The sequence below is a fragment of the Sphingobacteriales bacterium genome, from assembly GCA_016711285.1.
Taxonomy (GTDB): domain Bacteria; phylum Bacteroidota; class Bacteroidia; order Chitinophagales; family UBA2359; genus JADJTG01.
The window spans coordinates 245172-266628 of the sequence record JADJTG010000013.1 but is presented as its reverse complement, the minus strand read 5'-3'; the positions used below and the strand labels follow the sequence as shown (position 1 = coordinate 266628).

Below are 21457 nucleotides of genomic sequence, written 5' to 3'. Positions count from 1 at the left end.
GGATAAGAGTGCTAATTCAAAAGTTAGCGTTCATCATCTTTTAAAATTTAAAAAATTGTGATTGAATAAAAATATGGTCTTGTTTGAGTACGGCTATATAGGGTTGATTATTAGGCAAATACAAATGCTGTACATCAGCATAGCTGCCCTTGTATAGTTGCTGCCCCCACATATTATAAATATCCAAACTCAACGCTTCGGCGGGCGGCTGCGCAAGCTGAAAATAAATCGTTTGCCCGCCTACCCGACAGGGCAAAGTATAAGCAGCCGCTTCATTTGCTGCTATTCCCGTAAATTCGTAATAATCGCAAGTGGGGTACTTGCTCTCTTCATTGTGATATAAGCCTATTTCTGTGTCTTCGTAGCAGCGCACTCCTTGGCAGGTATACCCCTGTTCAGGAATATTATAGTAGTAATATGCCTGTATATCTGATATTTCGTCAATTATAAACCCACTGGATAATCCTATTTTTTCAGTGATTACGAAAGAACTATCAGACCAATATGCAAGTTCACTTATACTCTTTCCCTTTAACTGCCTCAATGTCATTCCATTGATTTCTACGGTATTTACGCTTTGAATTAATATTTGAAAAAACTTATTGAAGCGCAAACGACTGATGAGCGTATCACCAACATTTAAAGAGAAATCAAATTGTAGCAAAAATTTTTGTGTAGGCGGATTATACACATATACCTCGCTGTTATTTTGGTATACATAAAAAGTGTCGGGTGCAAACTCAGGAATATAGTAACTGTAATAATCAGAGCCATACTCTTGTCGATGTATCATTTTGCAGTTTTTTTCCTGAATAACGGTATCTTTCAGAGAGGTATATTCTAAAACGCCAATCGTTCCAAATAAATCTGGAGTAGCTCCACTCATGCCATACCACCACTTCGCCCCAATGGGCGCAAACTCGGCATTTTGGGCGCGGGCTTCGGGCGGCAATAATACAAATATCCACGCTGCCAATAGCAGCAACCAACGAGGGAGTAATAAAAAGTATTGAGTGTTCATAAGTAAAAATTGATAATTGAGAATATCCTCTTTTATGTTCTTTTTTTTTGCGGCTCTGCGGCTTTGCGGTTAGTAGCTTTTTTCACCGCTAAGACGCTAAGGCGCGAAGTTGTTTTTTTTATGGGATAACTGCACTAATTTAACGCATCTTTTTCAACACACCAAATTTTGGAGTGGGGGTTTTGTCATTGTTTTGTAAAAAGTTGTTCGATGTGTGTGGGGGGAAATTTCAGGGTAGTGTTTGGTTTTTAATAACGAGTTGTGAGTTAAGTGTATTATTTTCAGCTACCCTATGTCGTCGAGCGTCATTCAATGTTTAGCACTACAAAACTGTCGTGTAGTTGGTGTATTTTATAAAAAAATACGCTTTGTTTCATCGCAGAGCATCTATAAAAAATTTGTTGTATCATTGCATTCAACTCCAGATTATCTATTGCACAAAATGCACATTTTAGAGTTACAACAAATTAATAAAAACTTCAACGGGCATCAAGCACTGCGCGATGTCAGTTTGAATATCCCCAAAGGCGGCATTTTCGGGCTGCTCGGTCCCAACGGAGCCGGAAAAACCACCCTCATACGCATCATCACCGACATTTTGCAGCCCGACAGCGGCACTTTATACTTCGACGGCAAGCCCGCCACAGCACAACGGGTGGAACAAATCGGTTATATGCCCGAAGAGCGCGGCTTGTACAAATCTATGAAAGTGGGCGAACAACTGCTGTATTTGGCACAATTGCGCGGAGTACCCGCCAAACGCGCCGCCGAATTGGTAGATGCAGCCCTGCGGCGTTTGGAAATTGCCGACTGGCGCAACCGCAAAGTAGATGAACTATCAAAGGGTATGCAGCAAAAAATACAGTTCATCGCCACCATTTTGCACGAGCCGCGCCTGATTATTTTAGACGAACCCTACTCCGGCTTAGATCCCGTAAATGCACAACTTATCAGCGAAGAGATTTTTTCGTTGCGCGATAAAGGAGCTACCATCATTTTATCCAACCATCGTATGGAGCAGGTGGAGCAAATTTGTGAAAACATTGCGCTCATTCATCACGGAAAAATTGTGCTGGAAGGAGCAGTAGAAGCGGTAAAGGAGCGTTTTAAACAACATATTTATGAAATTCGCTGGCGCAAAGGCGGCACTTGGCAGCGCAATGCCGAAAGCGACATCTTACCTTTTTTTATAGAAAAAGAACTTGAAAACGGCTTAATTTTGCGTTTACCCGAAACCGCCACTTCTACACAGGCAGTTTTGCAGTATTTTGGTCGGCAAGAACATTTAGATTTAGTTGTTTTTCGAGAAATTTTGCCTTCGCTGCATCAAATTTTTGTAGAGCAGGTAAAGGGCAAAGCCACTTAGTTTTTGTATTGTTTTTTTTCATTGCTCAAAAAAATATATGATAAGCACAGTTCCTCTCTCATTGCAAAGTGCGCGTTCTTTGGATAAATCCGATGCCTTGCGCAACTATCGCAAACAATTTTATATTCCTGTCATAAAAGGAAAAAAAGCCTTATATTTTTGCGGAAACTCTTTGGGTTTACAGCCAAAAAACACCAAAGCTGCTTTGCTGCAAGAACTCAAAGACTGGCAGGAATTGGGTGTAGAAGGGCACTTTGAAGGAAAAAATCCTTGGTATTCCTACCATCATTTATTAAGTCGCCCGCTTTCGTTGATTGTGGGCGCACAAGCGCAAGAAGTAATAGCGATGAATACGCTCACGGTGAATTTGCATTTGATGATGGCTTCTTTTTATCGCCCAACACCTCAGCGTTATAAAATCATATTTGAAGGGCGCGCTTTTTCGTCCGACCGCTACGCACTGCAAAGTCAGGCACAATTACATGGTTTTTCTTCCGATACTGCCCTCATTGAATTGTTTCCGCGCGAGGGCGAGCATTGTTTGCGCCACAGCGACATCATCGCCGCCATTGAAGAAGCGGGTGAAACACTGGCTTTGGTGATGATGGGCGGCGTAAATTATTATACCGGACAGGTTTTCGATTTGGCGGCAATTACGGCGGCGGCGCACCGAAACGGAGCAATGGCGGGTTTTGATTTGGCGCACGCAGTGGGCAATGTACCTTTGCAACTCCACGACTGGAAGGTAGATTTTGCGGTGTGGTGCGGCTACAAATATCTAAATTCAGGACCCGGCGGCGCAGCAGGAGCTTTTGTGCACGAGCGACACGGCAACAATACAGCACTGCCGCGTCTGGCGGGTTGGTGGGGTTTTGATGAAGAAAAGCGTTTTCAGATGCCGCACGATTTTGTGCCGCAACGCGGGGCGGCGGGTTGGCAACTGAGCAATGCACAGATTTTGCCTCTGGCGGCACATAAAGCGGCATTAGAGATATTTGAGGCGGTGGGTATGCAGGCTCTGCGCGAAAAATCGCTGCGGCTTACCGGATTTTTGGAGCAGTTATTAGAAGCCCTCAACGCACGCCACGAAGCCTTCGACCTCATTACGCCCAAAAACGAAGCCGAGCGCGGCTGCCAGTTGTCGTTGTTGATGCGGCACCGAGGAAAAGCTGTTTTCAATTATATCACCGAGCGGGGTGTTATCGCCGATTGGCGCGAACCAAACGTATTGCGCGTAGCTCCGGTGCCTTTATACAATACTTTTGAAGAGGTATGGCATTTCAGCCGTCTATTGGAAGAGGCTTTGGAAAAATTGTATTAATTTTAATTATAAGTGATATATGTATAATTAAAATTCAGTATTTATCAAATTTAAACAGTTTCAAAAAAAGAAAAGGGAAAAAATGCTTTTGCATTTTCCCCCTTTTTTTGACAAGCCTATTGCTTGCTGTATTTCTTTTTTGAAATCAAACTACAACTATTCTGCTCTTACACCATTTCTATATACCACCACAAAAGCATCTTTCACACCTCTTTGTTTTATTTGGTTTTTGATGTTCTCGGCTTGGTTGCGGTCGTAATAAGTGCCTATCAGTATTTTGGTAACATCTCCACTTCTTTCTGAATCTATTTTTCCTAAATCGCTCAACACTTCAAAGCGGCTGTAGTTGGGTTTTCTGAAAGCTCCCAATTGTATTTTGTAGCTCCATCCATCTACTGATGGTGCATTGTTTATGACGGTTGTAGTTGATACTGCTCCTCCGGTAGATTCGGATATATTATCAGGAGGAGCTGTATTGCCGCCGGCATTGTTGTTGGCAGGCGGGTAATTGGTAGTAACAGGCGGTAAAATGTCGTTGTTGTATTGGTCGCGACCATAGCCCGTGCCATAGTAGCGGGGTTCGCTGTAAACTGCATTGCTGCTATAACCAATTACTTTAAATTCGGTGCGGCGATTGGCTTGGTGCAACTGCTCAGAGCAATGTACGCCATTGCGACATTCGTTGGTAAGGCGAGTTTCGCCGTAGCCGCGAGCCACGATGCGGTCGCGTTTGATACCTTTGTTGGTAATATATTTTACGGCAGCTTCGGCGCGGCGTTGCGATAATGCCATATTATAAGCATCTGAAGCACGCACATCGGTATGCGAACCCAACTCTACCACAATACCCGGATTTTGATACATCAATTCCACTACTTTATTTAATTCTACGGCAGCATCGGCACGAATATCAGATTTATCCAAATCGTAATAAATATGGTTGAGTTGTAAAATATGGTCAGGAATAATACCGCTTTCGCGTATGATATTACCATTTTCATCATAACGAATTGCTCCGTTTTCGTCACCTTTTCCATCATTGGCAATATCTATTTTGGTAAGTGATATATCGGTAGCCATATCTTTGGTCAGCGGCGATGAGCAATCGCGCCCCACCGTGCTGAGGGTCGTATTCGACGAAAAATAGTATTCTTTTACTACATACAATACATAATCCGAGTTGGGGTCTAATTCAAAGAAATAAGCACCCTTGGCATCTGTAACGGCAGTTTTTTCAAATTTATCTTTGGCATTCACCAATTTTACGGTAGCACCCGCCAAAGGCGTTTTTTGTCCGGAGGCAGAAGTTTCATATACCACCCCGCGCAGTTCGCATTTATTTCCGGCGAGAGCATTTTCAGGGCTTAAAGGTACTTTTACTTCAATGCTCGGACCCTCAATTCCCACCGTAGATACAGACTGTTCGCCATCGGCGTAGCCGGTTTTGGTAGCAATTACTTTGTATTCAAAATTGCTGGAAACAGGGAACATAAAAGTACCATTGCCGTAGGTAGTTTTTTCCTGCATCAATATACCATTCTGATACAATTTCACATTAGCCCCTTCGATGGGTTGTTGCGTGCTGGCATCTACTACAATACCATTTAATATAAAGGCAGTGCGGGTAAAGCTATAAATATCATCGTCTTTGTCGCCGTTTCCGCCGGCACGATTCGATGCCAAATAGCCATATTCTTTGCTGCTATTGAGAATAAAACCGAAGTCGTCGAAATTGGTATTGACCGGAGCGCGAAGATTTTCGGGCATACCCCAAATACCATTTTGCGGCGATGACGAGAACACATCTAATCCGCCCAAACCGGGCAAAGCATCAGAAGCGAAGTACAAAGTACCGTCTTCGTGAATAAAAGGAAACATTTCGCGCCCTTCGGTATTGATTTCAGGACCCAAATTTTCGGGAGTAGTCCACGAGTCGCCTTGTCGGTGGCTCACATAAATATCCTTTTCGCCATAGCCACCGGGCATATCCGACACAAAATACAAATCATTGCCATCGGCACTCAGCGTGGGGTGTCCCACAGAATACTCATCGCTGCAAAACGGCAGTTCTTTAATATTTTTCCATTCATTGCCCTCTCGTGTAGCAGAGTATATTTTCAGATTAATGGTATTATTTTTATCCTTTCCTTTCACGCCTTTATTAAAATTGTTGCGTGTAAAGTACATCTCTTTAAAATCTTTGGAAAAAGTCACAGTACCCTCGTGCATCCAAGTATTTGCATCACCTTTAAACACATCGGGTTTGGAAAGTTGAGCGGGGTCGTTTTCATTGCCTTCGGCAAAGTACAAATCCAAATAAGGAGCATTTGTCCAACTATATATTTGGTCTTTGTATTGTGCGCCGCGTGCCGAAGCAAATACAATTCCATTTTGATAAAAAGCAGGACCGAAATCCGACTCACCCGAATTGACATTGGTAGTAGAAAGTTTGTACACGCCCGGGTCTTGGAGGAAATAATCCTGTTTTTCGCACGACTCCGCCATACGCAAGCCGCGTGTATCGGCGGGCACCATTTGGGCATATTCCAAAAACACCTGTCGTGCTATATCGCACTTACCGTTCATTTTCAGAGCCATTCCATAATACAATTTATGGAGTGGGTCGTATTCAGGCAGTTTCATCACCTGTTCGTACCAGTATTCGGCTTCCATCGGCTCGTTCATATAGCGATAGCACTCGGCTAAATTGACCAAGACCTGGGGGTCATTATTCTTGCTTAAAATCTTTTTATACATTTCTGCCGCTTCGGGATAAGCAAAGCGTTCAAACAATTTGTTGGCTTTTTTTATCTTGCTTTTTTGTGCATGAAGCGGTTGTTGGAGAAATACTCCCAAGAGCAATACCCAACAAAAACCTATGATATAAGAAAATTTGTTCATAAGGCAGGCTTTCTTTAATTATATTATTTTATATTCTTCTTATTTTAAATAACTTGACTTGAAGCATAAAACAAAAACAATACCAACTTTTACATTTTTATTTTCATTACAATTAACTCATTGATAATCAAATACAGTAAATTGTATATAAAGACATAAAGTTATTTAATTTTTGCGGAGTTTCTAAAAATTTTTATAAGTAGAAAATGGATTGTTCTTCATATAAAAGAATGAATTTACAGGCTTTATATTTAGAACATTTGTAAATTTATGTAGTTTTGTGTATAATTCATTCATTATCATTCCCAAAAAAAACATATACAATTTTTATGTCATAAATATTGTATGACTTTTTTAATAGTATTTATACCTATATTTTTATTTATTTTATATTTTTATTTATTTTATTATGCAAAAAGCATCAGATATTATTAAAAGCTTACCGCAGCGTTTTAAGCCGGAACGTGCCGAAGATGGAATGGAAAGTATATTTCACTTTGATATTTCGGGCGATGAAGGAGGAGAATTTACAGTAGAATTAAAAGACGGAAATTGCACTGTAAGCGAAGGGCTGCACGGCACAGCCAATTGTGTGGTAAAAGCAAAAGATGAGGTGTATTCCGAAATAGAATTGGGCAAACGCAACCCGCAAATGGCAATTTTTATGGGGCAACTCAAAATCAGCAATTTAGGTGAAATGATGCGTTTTATCGGTTTGTTTGAACGGCTGTACAAAAAGGACAAGCATTAGAAAAACAATATTTTGCGCACGATTAAATTATAGTTTTTGCCGTTTCATAAAAAATGGCTTTACTTTTGTGGAGTAGCAAAAAAAGTTCGTTTAACGGCTATGTTTCATTTTTTGCGAATTATACCCAATGTTTGCATTCGTTTTTTTTCCAAACATAATAATATGTTTAATTGGCGCAATCATTTATCCAGAACTACATCTTCAGGTCGTTTTATTCCTGAAATTGACGGATTGCGCTTTGTTGCCGTACTAACAGTGGTGTTGTTTCATTTGGTCAATCATTTGAATTTTAAACAGTTACACCCATTGGGTACAGATACTTTTGAAGAAAATATTGTATTGAATTGGGTAGCGGGCGGCTTCAACAAAGGAGTAGAGTTGTTTTTTGCCATTAGTGGTTTTGTATTGGCATTGCCTTTCATACAGCAGTTTCGCCAACAAGGTACACCTGTAATACTCAAAGATTATTATATAAGGCGGCTGACACGTTTAGAGCCGCCTTATATTTTGTCGTTGTTGCTGTTTTTTGCATTGAACATCATCACCGGACACGACAGTTTCGGTGCATTATTACCCCATTTTTTTGCTTCACTTTTTTATGTAAGCAATTTTATCTATCCCGAACATTTACCGCTCATCAACGGTGTCACGTGGAGTTTGGAAGTAGAAATACAATTTTATCTGCTTGCCCCTTTTTTATGCAATGTGTTTATGATTTCAGACTTTCGTAAACGTATGGGGATTTTAATATCGGCAATTTTGTTTTTTTCTGGTTTCAATTATGTGGTCACGATGCCGTTCTTTTCATTAATCGGTTACATACAGTTTTTTGCGGTAGGTTTATTGATGGCAGACCTCTACAGCACACAGTCGGTTCAACGCCGCAGTGCTTGGATAGAAGTAGCAGCAGCAGCAGCAGCAGCTTTTGTGTTTTTTACCTTAGGTAATACACCCGCCGAAAAAGCATTTTTTCCAATATTAATCATTCCTATTTTTTATTATACCCTTTTTAATATACATCTGCGGACTTTTTTATCTCGTACTTGGCTGACTGTCATCGGAGGTATGTGTTATTCTATTTATTTATTGCATTTATATATTATCATTATCACTACCAAATTTACGGCACTTGCCATTCCTGTATCGTGGGCGGCGTATGTGCTATTACAATCTATTATGGTGTTACCTATTATTTTGGTAGTGGGTGCTTTATATTTTATAGTTATCGAAAAACCTTGCATGAATAAAAATTGGGTGCATCTGCTCAAACAACGCATTGCCAAATCCTTACAGCGTTTTTTTGCTTGGGCTTAAAAAAAGAATAATTTTTACTTCTTTACTTTGTTATCTTTTCTTAAAATCAATTACATATTGGTTTTAAATGCTTTATTTTGCAGTTGGAAACTTGTTTAAAACAAAAAAAGAAAAGCCATCATTGTAGTATAGTTATAAAAACAAGTATTCCTTTTTTTAAAAAAAACATTCAAATACAACAAAAAAATGAGCAGACAATTATTATCTATCATTTTGGTTTTGTGCTTTTCATGGAAGTTGCAGGCGCAAATATCCATTGCCGAAGCTCGCTTGGAAGCACAAGGCACTACTGGTATCACGATTAAAGGTATTGTATTGAACGGACAAGAATTGGGTCCGATTCGGTATGTACAAGATGCTACTGCGGCTATTCCGGTATATGATCCTGCCATTACGAGCCTCTGGAATGTAGGCGATGAAGTGCAACTCACCGGAGCAATGGGCATTTTTCAGGGATTGATGCAATTAACGGCTACTTCCAATACGTCCGTACTTTCTACAGGCAATAGTGTTACACCTTTGGTCGTGCCGCCTTCGGAAGTGGGAGGCATCAACGAAGCGAAGTTGATACAAGTGAATAATGTTACTTTTGACGAAGCAGGCAGCACCATTGGTGTAGGCAATTACAATTTTACAGACAACAACGGCGAAACGGGTACTATTTATGTGCGCACCGGACATCCGCTTATCGGCGAGCAATTGCCTTTGTTTGAAGCAGATTTAGTGGGTATTTCGAGCCAGTTCAACGGAGCGGTACAAATACTGCCGCGCAGCGATGCAGATTTTTTGGTGTCGTCTGATTTTTATATTCTTTCTACACCCGAAGTTTCAAACATTACCAACAACAGCCTCACATTTAGTTGGGAAACCAATATTTCATCATCATCAGGTGTGCGCTATGGGCTTACGCCTGCTTTGGAATTGGGCAACCAAACGAATAGTCAGGAAGGCACTTTGCATCAGTTTACGCTTAATAATTTGCAGCCTGCCACTGTTTATTATATACAACCTTACTCTGTTGCTCCCAACGATGCAGAAACTACCGCAGCTACGGGCATATATGTTACGGCTTCTAATTCTACAGGTGCAATGCAGGTATATTTTAATCACTCCATTGACCCTACCGTAGCTACTACAACAGCCGCTACTTATCTTGCCGGTCCTCAAATGGAACAAAAATTAATAGAGTTTATCAACAGTGCCCAAGCAACTATTGATGTGGCAGTGTATAATAATTCGCGCGCACCTTTGGTAGAGGCTTTGAATGCCGCCGTTGATAGAGGAGTACGCGTGCGCTACATTTACGATGCAGGTACTTTAAATTCAGCATTGCAAGACGGTGTTGCGGATTTTCAGGTATTGAGCGGCAATGGCGACGATTTGATGCACAATAAATTTATGGTAATAGATGTGGCTTCAGAAGACGGCTCGTGGGTAATGGGCGGCTCTATGAACTGGACAGACGAAAATATCGGCGATGATTACAACAATACTATTTTTATACAAGACCAATCGCTGGCAAAGGTTTATACGTTGGAATTTGAAGAAATGTGGGGCGGCAGCGGCGACACGCCGGGTATATTCAGCGCACATTTTGGCAATACAAAATCTGCCAATACGCCCACACAACTCAACATCAACGGCAAAAAAGTAGAAGTGTATTTTTCGCCCACCGACTATGCCGCCGCCGCTATCACACGCACCATTGAAAGTGCCGATGAAACCTTAGATTTCGCCATTCTTTCTATGACTTTGGACGGAGTAGGCAGTGCCATCGCACAAGAATTTAATGATGATGTAACGGTACACGGCTTGATGGAGAATATCAACGATCAGGGCAGCGAATACAGCTTTTTGACCAATACCGTAGGTGTAGATGTAATGCCGCACGAAGCCGCCGGACAAATCCACCACAAATACGCCATCGTAGATGCCGCCGCCCTTTTGTCCGACCCCATTGTAGCCACCGGCTCTTTCAACTGGTCGGCAGGAGCAGAAAGCCGTAATGACGAGAATCTGTTGCTTATCCACGATGCGGGCATTGCCAATTTGTATTATCAGGAATTTACACAACGTTGGTGCGAAGTAACCAATGGGGATTGCTATGTGGGCGTACCAATAGTAGCTACTTTGGAAGGTGCAACAGCTACTTTATTCCCGAATATCATCAGCAAACAACAACCCGTAAACATATCAATAGAGTTGGCAGAAGCCGCCGAAGTGAGCTACCGCATTTTGAACATCAACGGACAGCAAGTGGGCAGCGATGTAAATTTAGGAACAATCGCGGGCAGCAGCAACACTACATTAAATGTAAATAATTTTGTAGCAGGCACTTATTGGGTGCTGATAAAAATAGGCGACAAAGGTGTATTGATGCGTTCATTCAGAGCCTTGCCTTAATTTTTATTTTTTAAAAAAAATCCTCTCTTATTACCACACAAAAGCCTCGCCCAAATACAGCGAGGCTTTTGTATTTTATACAAGCAACACATTTGATATCAAGCAATCAAAGAATACTTTTATAAAAAAAATCTGCCAAACTGACACTTTTATACACATGGCAAGCCTTTTGAACAAATAATTTAAGGATAATTTTGAACTTACATACTGTATTTTTGTCATTTTTGATTTTCTTTGAGGCAAAAAAAGAACAAAATATACAGAAAAGTTTGCTTTATCCACATTATAAACAGCAAGTTTTATGTTTAAAAAAATTAAGAAAAATATTTTGGAAATGATACAGGACGAACCTAAAAACAACGACAACACCACAGCAACACCCGAATCGGAAAGCCCTGCGGAAGTATCCAACACAACAGAAACTACCGAACAACAGGAAACAGAACTCCTCGAAAAATTACAAGAAGAAAATGCAGCACTGAAAGATAAATGTTTGCGTTTGTATGCCGAATTCGACAATTATAAAAGGCGCAGTGCCAAAGAGCGCGTAGAGTGGCTGCAAAACGCCTCACAGGAGGTTATTCAGCAATTGCTGCCGGTTTTAGATGATTTTGAACGCGCTTTCAAAGCCGAAGGCGTTCAGATAGAAACAACAGCAAGCGAGGGTTTTGCGTTGATTTATCACAAACTCAGCCGTATTTTAGAGCAGCGCGGCTTAAAAAAGATGCACGCTGTGGGCGAAGTTTTTGACCCCGAACTCCACTCTGCCATCACCGAAGTACCCATTCCTGACGATAGCATGAAAGGAAAAGTAATAGATGTAGTAGAAGAAGGTTATTGGCTGAACGATAAAATTATCCGCTTTGCTCAAGTAGTGGTTGGCAAATAGCACTCCACCACCACAAGCAGCATCGGTATTGCAGCAAAAAAGCAGTACTTAGTTGCTGCAATTTTTATACAAAATACAACTACAATTATTCAATGGCAAAAAGAGATTATTATGAGATATTAGGCGTTGCCAAAGGAGCTACTGCTGACGAAATCAAAAAAGCATATCGCAAGGTAGCATTGCAATATCACCCCGACCGCAATCCGGGTGACAAAGTGGCAGAAGACAAATTCAAAGAAGCCGCCGAAGCTTATGAAATATTGAGCGACGAACAAAAACGAGCCCAATACGACCGTTTTGGTCATGGGGGCGTAAACGGGCAGGGCGGCTTTGGCGGCGCAGGCGGCGGTATGAACGTTGAAGACATCTTTGAAAATTTCGGTGATATTTTCGGCGATTTTTTTGGCGGTGGCAGAGGCGGCGGACGCAGCCAAAAAGCCGGACCGCCGCGCGGCTCTAATTTGCGCATCAAAGTAAAACTCACCTTAGAAGAACTCGCCAACGGCGCACAGAAAAAAGTAAAAGTTCGCAAACAGGTAGCTTGCCACACTTGTAGCGGCAGTGGAGCAAAAGACAGCAAAAGCTTTGGCACTTGCAGCACTTGTAATGGCAGTGGTCAGGTGCGCCGCGTAACACAAACGATGCTCGGTGCCATGCAAACCATCAGCACCTGCCCCACTTGCAACGGCGAAGGGCGCACCATCACCAACAAATGCGATACCTGCAAAGGTAGCGGCGTAGAATACGGCGACGAAACTATCAGCATTGATATTCCTGCCGGTGTGAGCGAAGGTATGCAGCTATCTATGAGCGGCAAAGGCAATATGGGCGAGCGCGGCGGCAGAGCGGGCGATTTAATTATTGTCATAGAAGAGTTGCCGCACGAATATTTGCAGCACGAAGGCGAACATATTTTATACGACCTTTACATCACTTTTGCCGATGCCGTATTGGGCACTACGGTGGATATTCCTACCTTGGACGGCAAAGCAAAAATAAAAATTACACCGGGCACGGAGTCGGGTACTATTTTAAAACTGCGCAATAAGGGCTTGCCCATACTCAACAGCTACCAACGCGGCGACCAATTAGTGAAGGTAAAAGTATGGATTCCGAAAAGCCTCAATGATGAAGAGCGCAAAGCCGTAGAAAAAATGCGCAATTATCCGAATTTTCAGCCCAGAGGCGACAAATCCGACAAAGGATTTTTTGATAAAGTGAAAGATTATTTCAGTTAGTAACAATAGGGTAGCAGCCACACCCCCGCAATGATAATAGAAAATCAATCGCTTCGCCACTTCAATACCTTCGGAATTGATGCACAAGCGCATTATTTTGCTGCCTTCGACAATACAGCACAATTAAGGCAACTGCTGCAAACTTCCACCGCCCAACATCAAAAAGTACTGATATTGGGCGGTGGAAGCAATATATTGCTTTTGCAACCCGCCATTGATGCCCTGATATTAAAGAATAATATCGGCGGCATTGCTACAGTGCGCGAAACCGCCCAAGAAGTATGGATACAAGCAGGCGGTGGCGTGCTTTGGAACGAATTGGTGTGGTATTGCATAGAGCGCGGCTGGGGCGGCATTGAAAATTTATCGCTGATTCCGGGTACAGTCGGAGCTGCCCCCATTCAAAACATAGGAGCTTATGGCGTAGAATTGTGCCACACTTTTCAGGCACTCGAAGCCGTCCACCTCCGCCAAACCCGTACACACACTTTTACCGCCACCGACTGTCATTTCGGCTATCGCCACAGCATTTTCAAAACACCCGAGTATCAGCAACAATGGTGTATTGTGTCGGTAACATTAAAGTTGCGCAAGCAGCCGGAATATGTACTGCACTACGGCGATGTGCGCACTGTATTAGAACAACGCTTTGGTGGGGTGGTAAATTTGCGCAATATTGGCGAGGCAATCAACGAAATACGGCGTTCCAAACTTCCCGATACCCGACAAACAGGCAATGCAGGGAGCTTTTTTAAAAATCCTCTTATTCCTCTCTCACAACTGCATACCTTACAACAAACATATCCCAATATTCCGCATTACAGCGGCAACAATCCGCAAACTGTCAAAGTAGCCGCCGCTTGGTTGATTGAGCAATGCGGCAAAAAAGGACTGCGGCGCGGTGCGGCAGGTGTACACGAGCGGCAGGCATTGGTTTTGGTCAATTATGGCGGTGCGGCAGGCGGCGATATTTATGATATAGCGCAGGAAATCATCAGTGAAGTGCAACAAAAATTTGATATTACCTTACAGCCGGAAGTAAATATGTGGCGATAGGACTAAATGAATTATTTTAAACAAGTAACGATCTTTTAGGAAAAAAACCACTTGATTAAAAAAAAGAACAAAACATCTGTTTCTTTTATACATCAATTTACTCACGTTTACTCTCGATTTCCTGTATATCATCTCCTCTCTCAACATAAAAGTAGTGTTTTTTAAGCCATATCCAATCAATGTAAACAAAATTGCATAATTTTGCGTTTTGTTGCAACTTGTCAGCTATTGCCAACATCTTTTTGTAGTGCGGTTATTTTGTAAAAAAATTATCCTCTTCTTATGCCAATTTCTATACCTGCTACGGGTGAATTGCTCCCCAAAATTCAGTATCCGGCAGATTTGCGCAAACTCCCCAAACGCCAATTATTCCAACTTTGTCAGGAACTGCGCGACTACCTCATTCATACCATTTCCGTCAATGGTGGTCATTTTGGGGCAAGTTTGGGTGTAGTAGAATTAACGGTAGCTCTGCATTATGTGTTTGATACGCCCTACGACCAATTGGTATGGGACGTGGGGCATCAGGCTTATGGGCACAAAGTGCTCACGGGGCGGCGCGATATGTTTCATACCAACCGTATTTATAAAGGTATCAGTGGTTTTCCGAAGCGCAAAGAAAGCGAATACGACACTTTTGGAGTAGGACACTCCTCTACATCTATTTCGGCGGCTTTGGGTATGGCAGAAGCGAGCAAATACCACAAAGAAAAAAACCGTCAGGTGGTAGCCGTTATCGGCGATGGCGCACTCACGGGCGGTATGGCTTTCGAAGCCCTCAACAATGCAGGCGTAAGCGATGCCAATGTGCTGATTATACTCAACGACAACTGCATGAGCATTGACCCCAACGTGGGCGGCTTAAAAGAATACCTCACCGACATTACCACCTCGCCCACCTACAACAAAGTACGCGATGAAGTATGGAACTTACTCGGCGGACTGAGCAAATTCGGCAAAAATGCACAGGAAATAGCCTCCAAAGTAGAAGGCGCACTGAAAGGAATGTTATCCAAACAAGGCAACTTTTTTGAGTCTTTGGGTTTGCGCTATTTCGGTCCTATTGATGGGCACGACATCAACAAGTTGGTAGAAGTGCTTTCAGACCTCAGAAACATTCCGGGACCCAAACTGCTGCACTGTCTTACGGTAAAGGGCAAAGGCTTTACCTTAGCCGAGCAAGACCAAACCAAATGGCACGCTCCGGGACTATTTGACAAAATAACGGGTGAAATTTATAAATCTGCCCCTACCAAGCCGCAGCCGCCGAAATATCAAGATGTTTTCGGCAAAACCATCATTGAATTAGCGCAAAAAAACGAAAAAGTGATGGGCATCACGCCGGCAATGCCGAGTGGTTGCAGCCTAAATATGATGATGGCAGCGATGCCGGAGCGTGCTTTTGATGTGGGCATTTGCGAGCAGCACGCCGTAACGTTTGCGGCGGGTTTGGCAACACAGGGTTTAGTACCTTTTTGCAATATTTATTCTTCATTTATGCAACGCGCCTACGACCAAGTGGTACACGATGTGGCTTTGCAGAATTTACATGTAATTTTCTGCTTGGACAGAGGCGGCTTGGCAGGTGCTGACGGGGCTACGCACCATGGTGCTTTTGATTTGGCGTATTTCCGTTGTATTCCGAATATGGTGGTATGCGCACCGATGAACGAAATAGAGTTGCGCAATTTGATGTACACCTTGCAATTAGACAAAAACGCTTTCCCTTCATCTATCCGCTACCCGCGCGGCGAAGGCGTGATAGTAGATTGGCAGCAGCCTTTTGAAGAAATCGGCATAGGCAAAGGATACCAAGTAAAAGCCGGCAAAGACATTGCTATTTTGAGCATCGGACACCCGGGAAATTTTGCGGTGCAGGCTTGTAAAATGTTGGAAAAAGAAGGCATAGAAGCCGCCCACTACGACCTCCGTTTTGTAAAACCTTTAGACCACGCATTACTGCGCGAAGTATTTGAAAACTTTGATAAAATCATCACCATAGAAGATGGCTGCGTGATGGGTGGCTTTGGAAGTGCCGTGTTGGAAATGATGGCAGATGAAGGCTATACGGCACAGGTGAAACGCTTGGGAATCCCCGACCGCTTCGTTGACCACGGCAGCCAGCCCGAACTTTGGGCAGAGTGCGGCTTTGATGCAGAAAGCATTTATCAAACAGCGAAGAAAATGTTACAAGTGCAACAATATGTAAAAGTATAAGCGTGTGTTTACAAGAGATTTATCAGCAAAACAATCTCATTTTCCATAAAAAAAACATAACACATGAGCGTAGGCACTTATTTTTTCAGGCAGATAATAAAAAAATACAGCATTGCCTTATTGTGGTATAGCTGCTGTTGTTTGGCGATAACACAATCGGCGGCGGCACAAGAAATTGAATTTTTGCCCACCGACTCACCACAACACATCATTGCTACGCTTTTTGAAGGAAAATTTGATGCTCAACAAAAAGTCTGTCGCTGGAAACCCAATTTATCGGAACGCCTGCAATTCGGGGAATCTTTTGACGGTATGCTCTACACCGAATTAGATACCGTTTTTGAACACCGCAGCACTTACGGCACAGTGCGTCTCCTGCTCACCGCCACCTATTTCAAAGAAAGTGAAGAAGAATATGCCGCTTGCCATTTTTGCGCTCCGGTGCTGAGTATCATTGAATTATTTAAAAACGACGACTCCAACCATTGGAACATTGTATATTTTGAAAAATATACAATGCCCTACGGTGCTTGGGGCAATGCGGGCGAAGTGGCATTGATACAACTCAGAGAAGAGTGGTACGCCGTAGAAGTGAACAGCACTTACACAGGACAAGGCGTGACAGAAAATATTGCAACGTGGTACACAGGCGGAAAAGAGATATTGAGCTACATCAAATATGCCGACAATATGGGTATGGTTGAAAACGAAGCAGATGCTTATCAATACAATACAACAGCAACAACCGACAAAAACCTCCTCAGTGTTGTCTTGCACAAAACGGGTACTGATATGGATTGGGATAACAATGTTATCAAACAAGCAGATGAAACGATATTTTATGAGCTAAAAGATGGTGTTTTGCAAAGAGTTTGCAAATAAAGCAGTTAGCCGTTATTTCCGCTCGCCTATCAAAACCTCCATTCCATACCCAATAATACATTGCGCCCCGCTTGCGGAAATAAATATACACTTTCGTATAAAGCAGGAGCAGCAGACGCATCTTCGGCGATATACCGGAATGTGTAGCCGTTGGCTTCGTAGCGGGCATTGAGCAAATTGCGCAACTGCAAAGTAAAAGCCATCTGCCTAAAAACTTTACTGTTCGTCAGTATCATTCTCAAACGCATATCATTTACCCAAGCCGGTGCAATAAAACGCTGCGCTGTGGGTATATTTTCTATTTGCTGCGCCAAATCAGCATTTTTATTTTGAGTATTATCCAAATACTGCCTGCTCACATATTTGCTAATCCACGAAATTTCGGTTTGTATAGAAGTGGCAAAATGGGGTTTGAACAACAATTCGCTGTAAGCCACTACCGCCGGCGACAAAGCTAAATCAGTATTTTGATAATGCAGGTGCACTTTTTGGTTATAATCGGGCGGCAAAAAAGCATCTACCACTTCGTCAAATTCTAATGCTTTATTACGGCTCCATGCGATATTTCCGTTCCAAAACCAATAGCGATGTAAGGGCAAAGCCGCTTCCAACTCTATACCCACACGATAGCTGCGCGGAATATTGACACGGGTATATTCGCCCACATCATTGATGCCGCCGTTGAGGGCGAGTTGATTTTTGAAGTACATATAATACACATTTCCCTGAAAACGCGCGCCACCCCTGCTCCAGCGATAGCCCGCCTCATAGTCGGTGAGTTGTTCGGATATGGGTTGTTGTTGGGGAGGTGCTGCCACAAAATCGTTGCGGTTCGGCTCGTGTGAGGCACGCGCCACCGAAGCATAGCACTGTTTTCCTTCGCCCATATTCCACACCACACCGCCTTTGGGATTGAAAAAAAACAAATGCGCCGCCTGCTGAAGCGGTAGTAAATTGGCATCAAAACCCAAATAATCGTAATATACAGCACGCAATTGCGCATCAGCAAAGAAGGTGAGCTTATCTTTGAAAGTGAAATAATATTTTACAAAAGCATTATAATCGTTTTTCAAAGCATCATTTTCATAATATCGGGCAGCGGGCAATAGATAGTTGCCTATATACTGTCCCCAAACTAAAGTACCGAAATGTACTCCTAAATACTGATTTAGCGCAGCACCTAAAATAAAACGGTGCTGCTGCTGCTGATACACCGCCGAGCCGATAAATCCATAAAAATCATTGCTCAAATGACGGCGGCGCACGATGTCGGCGACAGTAATCGTTGTATCGCCCACCACAAAAGGAGCAACACCATAGCGTTCTACATCATCTTGCGGGCGATATTCTTCGTAATAACCACCGCCGTGCGTGTAGTGCAAGGTTGCCGAAAACGACCATTTATCCTGATGCAAAGGCTGATGATTCCAGTGCAACTGATAATGCGTTTGGCGGTAATTATCTTCCTGCTGCTCATAAAAAGTGCTGTCGTTGATAAATCCCGCCGGATTATAGGTGCGGTTGCCACTTTGTAAAATATCCAAAGGCACACCATACCAAGCCTGATAAGTAATTTCGTGACCGGAAAAAAGATGAAAATAAAGGGAATGATTTTTTTTGAGGTTATTATAAGCGGCACTGATATGAAAAGAGCGCAAATCGGAGGTAGCGCGGTCAATAAAACCGCCGGATTGAATTGCCGATAAACGCGCTTGCAAAGCCCAGCGTTGCCGGAGCAATCCGGTGCCTACCTGTGCTGCAGCTTTGCGCGTATCAAAAGAGCCGCCGCCCACATTAATCCACGCAAAAGCAGTATCGGCAAATCGATTGCTCTCCAAATTAATAGTTGCACCAAAAGCATTAGCACCGTTGGTAGAAGTACCTACGCCGCGCTGCACCTGAATACCCTGCACCGAAGAGGCGAAGTCGGGCAAATCTACCCAATACACCGCCTGCGACTCCGAATCGTTGAGCGGTACGCCGTTGATAGTAACATTGGTGCGGGTGGCATCTGCACCGCGAATCCGCAAAGCCGTATAGCCGATACCCGCCCCCGCATCAGAACTCACCACTGCCGCCGGAATACTTTGCAGCAGATACGGCACATCTACGCCGGTATTGTTTTTGTCTAATTCGGCACGCCCCACATAGGTATAAGCCATCGGCGTAAAATGATTGGCGCGGGTAGCACTGATAAGCACCGGCACCGCCAACTGAAAAGAGGCGGGTTGTAAAGCTATATATAAAGGAGCAAGAGCAGGGAGGGTGAGTGTTAAAGTATCCGGCTGATAACCGATACAACGCACTGCCACACGATAAACAGCAGCAGGCAGAGCTTCCATATCAAAAGCCCCTGCCATATCGCTTTGTGCAGAAAAAACGGTGTTGTTATTATGGTTACTTTCTGCGGAAATTGCCGTAATAATAGCAAAAGGAATAGCCTCGCGGGTATCGGCATCAGTCACAGTACCCCGCAACGATTGTGCGCTTACAGAAGTGGCAACAGCCGACAACAGCACAGCAACAGCAAAGCAAGGGCACAGCAATAGCCTGCTGACACCCAAGAGTTGTACATACAAGTTCATACAAAATGTGTTTTGCACTCAAAGTCATTAAAAAATAAATACCGCCGCCATCGGGGAGGGGCAACGGTGGAATAAACTACATTTTTCGTTTAAACCGACCTTTTATTCCTTAGCAGCATTACCTGCTCAGGTTCAATGGGTATGTTCTCAGCCTGTATTTCATTGTTCTTTTTTATCACAAAAAAAAACAAAAAGGCACCCCGTGTAGTGTGGGAGCAAAGATAAAAAAAATTCTGGCTTTTTAACATTGACAAAGTTGAAACTTTATCAATATGCTGATAAAAACTTCCCCGCTTCGGAAAAAGGGGACAGAGGGAAAGGCAGTAATACCACACAAGTTTTACAAAACAATGACACTCCTCACCTGCTACTTAAAAAAAATGCGTTAAATTAGTGCCGTTATTATATTAAAAAAACAACTTCGCGCCTTAGCGTCTTAGCGGTAAAAAAAGCTACTAACCGCAGAGCCGCAAAGAGAAAGAACATAAAAGACGATATTCTAAATTATCAATTTTTCCTTATGAACACTCAATACTTTTTATTACTCCCACGTTGGCTACTGCTATTGGCAACGTGGATATTTGTATTATCGCCGCCCGAAGCCCGCGCCCAAAATGCCGAGTTTGCGCCCATTGGGGCGAAGTGGTGGTATGGAACAAATTGTATTTATCTGACTAATTGTGAAACGAAGAATGGTTATTTACAGTACACCGTTTTAAAGGATACTATTGTTCACGAAAAAAACTGCAAAATGATATGTAGAGATGAGTATGCTACCAGTTATTATGATTATGACGGAGAAGAGCTCACTTTCGCCCCCGACACTTTTTATGTACACCAAAACAATAGCGAAGTGTATGTATATCACCCGCCTACGCAAAAATTTTTACTACAATATGATTTTTCTTTAAATGTCGGTGATACGCTCATCAGTCGTTTGCGCTTCAATAAGTTTTTTCAAATATTAATTCAAAGCGTAGATACCGTAGAAATCAACGGAATGGCATTGAGACAGTTAAAGGGTAAAGTAGTAGCAACTGATGCACTTGCATTTTGGCAAGATAATTCTTTCGTAATCACTGAAAAAATAGGATTATATAGTGGGTTTTTGATAGATGAAATATTAGATGTGCAGGCATATCATTTTGGTTTTACCGATTATTTAATAGGTTCCGATGAACTGCGCTGCTACGAAGACACAGAAATAGGCTTATATCACAATGAAGAGAGCAAGTACCCCACTTGCGATTATTACGAATTTACGGGAATTGCAGCAAATGAAGCGGCTGCTTATACTTTGCCCTGTCGGGTAGGTACGCAAACGATTTATTTTCAGCTTGCGCAGCCGCCCGCCGAAGCGTTGAGTTTGGATATTTATAATATGTGGGGGCAGCAACTATACAAGGGCAGCTATGCCACTGCACAGCATTTGTATTTATCTAATAACCAACCCTATATAGCCGTACTCAAACAAGACCATATTTTTATTCAATCACAAATTTTTTAAATTTTA

At 42.7% G+C, this 21457-nt stretch carries 14 protein-coding genes; 11 read left to right on the top strand and 3 right to left on the bottom strand.

Annotated elements, in window-relative coordinates; translation table 11 throughout:
- Window positions 1-40: 40 nt before the first annotated feature.
- A complete protein-coding gene (locus IPL35_10520; protein MBK8443802.1) occupies window positions 41-1021 on the bottom strand; it encodes a hypothetical protein in 981 nt (326 codons plus the stop codon).
- Window positions 1022-1463: 442 nt separating this feature from the next.
- On the opposite strand from IPL35_10520, the gene IPL35_10515 reads away from it, so the two are divergent.
- Complete coding sequence (locus IPL35_10515) at window positions 1464-2387, top strand: ATP-binding cassette domain-containing protein (GenBank protein MBK8443801.1); 924 nt, start codon at window positions 1464-1466, stop codon at window positions 2385-2387.
- Window positions 2388-2424: 37 nt separating this feature from the next.
- On the top strand, window positions 2425-3708 hold the full coding sequence (kynU, locus tag IPL35_10510) for a kynureninase (GenBank protein ID MBK8443800.1): 1284 nt from the start codon (window positions 2425-2427) through the stop codon (window positions 3706-3708).
- Window positions 3709-3864: 156 nt separating this feature from the next.
- Here kynU and IPL35_10505 read toward each other — a convergent pair whose 3' ends face one another.
- Window positions 3865-6609, bottom strand: a complete 2745-nt coding sequence (locus tag IPL35_10505) for a carboxypeptidase regulatory-like domain-containing protein (protein ID MBK8443799.1) — start codon at window positions 6607-6609, stop codon at window positions 3865-3867.
- Window positions 6610-7018: 409 nt separating this feature from the next.
- Between IPL35_10505 and IPL35_10500 the strand changes: the two genes are divergently transcribed.
- The 8 genes from IPL35_10500 to IPL35_10465 all read left to right on the top strand — a co-directional run bounded on the left by IPL35_10500 (window position 7019) and on the right by IPL35_10465 (window position 17359).
- Window positions 7019-7360 (top strand): SCP2 sterol-binding domain-containing protein, encoded by a 342-nt coding sequence (locus IPL35_10500; protein ID MBK8443798.1) that lies wholly within the window; start codon window positions 7019-7021, stop codon window positions 7358-7360.
- A gap of 162 nt (window positions 7361-7522) precedes the next feature.
- Entirely contained in the window at window positions 7523-8674 is a 1152-nt protein-coding gene (locus IPL35_10495; GenBank protein MBK8443797.1) for an acyltransferase, read from the top strand.
- A gap of 186 nt (window positions 8675-8860) precedes the next feature.
- Entirely contained in the window at window positions 8861-11077 is a 2217-nt protein-coding gene (locus IPL35_10490) for a hypothetical protein (GenBank protein MBK8443796.1), read from the top strand.
- Window positions 11078-11378: 301 nt separating this feature from the next.
- Window positions 11379-11966: a nucleotide exchange factor GrpE gene (locus tag IPL35_10485; GenBank protein ID MBK8443795.1), complete on the top strand. Its 588-nt coding sequence runs from the start codon at window positions 11379-11381 to the stop codon at window positions 11964-11966.
- A 92-nt stretch (window positions 11967-12058) separates the two neighbouring features.
- Complete coding sequence (gene dnaJ / locus IPL35_10480; GenBank protein MBK8443794.1) at window positions 12059-13204, top strand: molecular chaperone DnaJ; 1146 nt, start codon at window positions 12059-12061, stop codon at window positions 13202-13204.
- 30 nt (window positions 13205-13234) lie between these two features.
- Entirely contained in the window at window positions 13235-14260 is a 1026-nt protein-coding gene (murB, locus tag IPL35_10475; protein MBK8443793.1) for a UDP-N-acetylmuramate dehydrogenase, read from the top strand.
- A gap of 282 nt (window positions 14261-14542) precedes the next feature.
- On the top strand, window positions 14543-16477 hold the full coding sequence (locus tag IPL35_10470) for a 1-deoxy-D-xylulose-5-phosphate synthase (protein ID MBK8443792.1): 1935 nt from the start codon (window positions 14543-14545) through the stop codon (window positions 16475-16477).
- Between the two features lie 63 nt (window positions 16478-16540).
- Window positions 16541-17359: a hypothetical protein gene (locus IPL35_10465; GenBank protein ID MBK8443791.1), complete on the top strand. Its 819-nt coding sequence runs from the start codon at window positions 16541-16543 to the stop codon at window positions 17357-17359.
- A 29-nt stretch (window positions 17360-17388) separates the two neighbouring features.
- On the opposite strand, the gene IPL35_10460 is transcribed toward IPL35_10465, so the two are convergent.
- Window positions 17389-19944, bottom strand: a complete 2556-nt coding sequence (locus IPL35_10460; protein MBK8443790.1) for a TonB-dependent receptor plug domain-containing protein — start codon at window positions 19942-19944, stop codon at window positions 17389-17391.
- Between the two features lie 520 nt (window positions 19945-20464).
- Here IPL35_10460 and IPL35_10455 point away from each other — a divergent pair.
- Complete coding sequence (locus IPL35_10455) at window positions 20465-21451, top strand: hypothetical protein (protein MBK8443789.1); 987 nt, start codon at window positions 20465-20467, stop codon at window positions 21449-21451.
- Window positions 21452-21457: the final 6 nt, after the last annotated feature.

What these genes read in the sequence shown, in the direction of transcription:
- murB (MBK8443793.1), top strand. Translation starts at nt 13,235, where the DNA reads ATGATAATAGAAAATCAATCGCTTCGCCACTTCAATACCTTCGGAATT.
- IPL35_10490 (MBK8443796.1), top strand. Translation starts at nt 8,861, where the DNA reads ATGAGCAGACAATTATTATCTATCATTTTGGTTTTGTGCTTTTCATGG.
- IPL35_10465 (MBK8443791.1), top strand. Translation starts at nt 16,541, where the DNA reads ATGAGCGTAGGCACTTATTTTTTCAGGCAGATAATAAAAAAATACAGC.
- IPL35_10505 (MBK8443799.1), bottom strand. Translation starts at nt 6,609, where the DNA reads ATGAACAAATTTTCTTATATCATAGGTTTTTGTTGGGTATTGCTCTTG.
- IPL35_10470 (MBK8443792.1), top strand. Translation starts at nt 14,543, where the DNA reads ATGCCAATTTCTATACCTGCTACGGGTGAATTGCTCCCCAAAATTCAG.
- IPL35_10495 (MBK8443797.1), top strand. Translation starts at nt 7,523, where the DNA reads ATGTTTAATTGGCGCAATCATTTATCCAGAACTACATCTTCAGGTCGT.
- IPL35_10485 (MBK8443795.1), top strand. Translation starts at nt 11,379, where the DNA reads ATGTTTAAAAAAATTAAGAAAAATATTTTGGAAATGATACAGGACGAA.
- IPL35_10455 (MBK8443789.1), top strand. Translation starts at nt 20,465, where the DNA reads ATGAACACTCAATACTTTTTATTACTCCCACGTTGGCTACTGCTATTG.
- IPL35_10500 (MBK8443798.1), top strand. Translation starts at nt 7,019, where the DNA reads ATGCAAAAAGCATCAGATATTATTAAAAGCTTACCGCAGCGTTTTAAG.
- dnaJ (MBK8443794.1), top strand. Translation starts at nt 12,059, where the DNA reads ATGGCAAAAAGAGATTATTATGAGATATTAGGCGTTGCCAAAGGAGCT.
- IPL35_10520 (MBK8443802.1), bottom strand. Translation starts at nt 1,021, where the DNA reads ATGAACACTCAATACTTTTTATTACTCCCTCGTTGGTTGCTGCTATTG.
- IPL35_10515 (MBK8443801.1), top strand. Translation starts at nt 1,464, where the DNA reads ATGCACATTTTAGAGTTACAACAAATTAATAAAAACTTCAACGGGCAT.
- IPL35_10460 (MBK8443790.1), bottom strand. Translation starts at nt 19,944, where the DNA reads ATGAACTTGTATGTACAACTCTTGGGTGTCAGCAGGCTATTGCTGTGC.
- kynU (MBK8443800.1), top strand. Translation starts at nt 2,425, where the DNA reads ATGATAAGCACAGTTCCTCTCTCATTGCAAAGTGCGCGTTCTTTGGAT.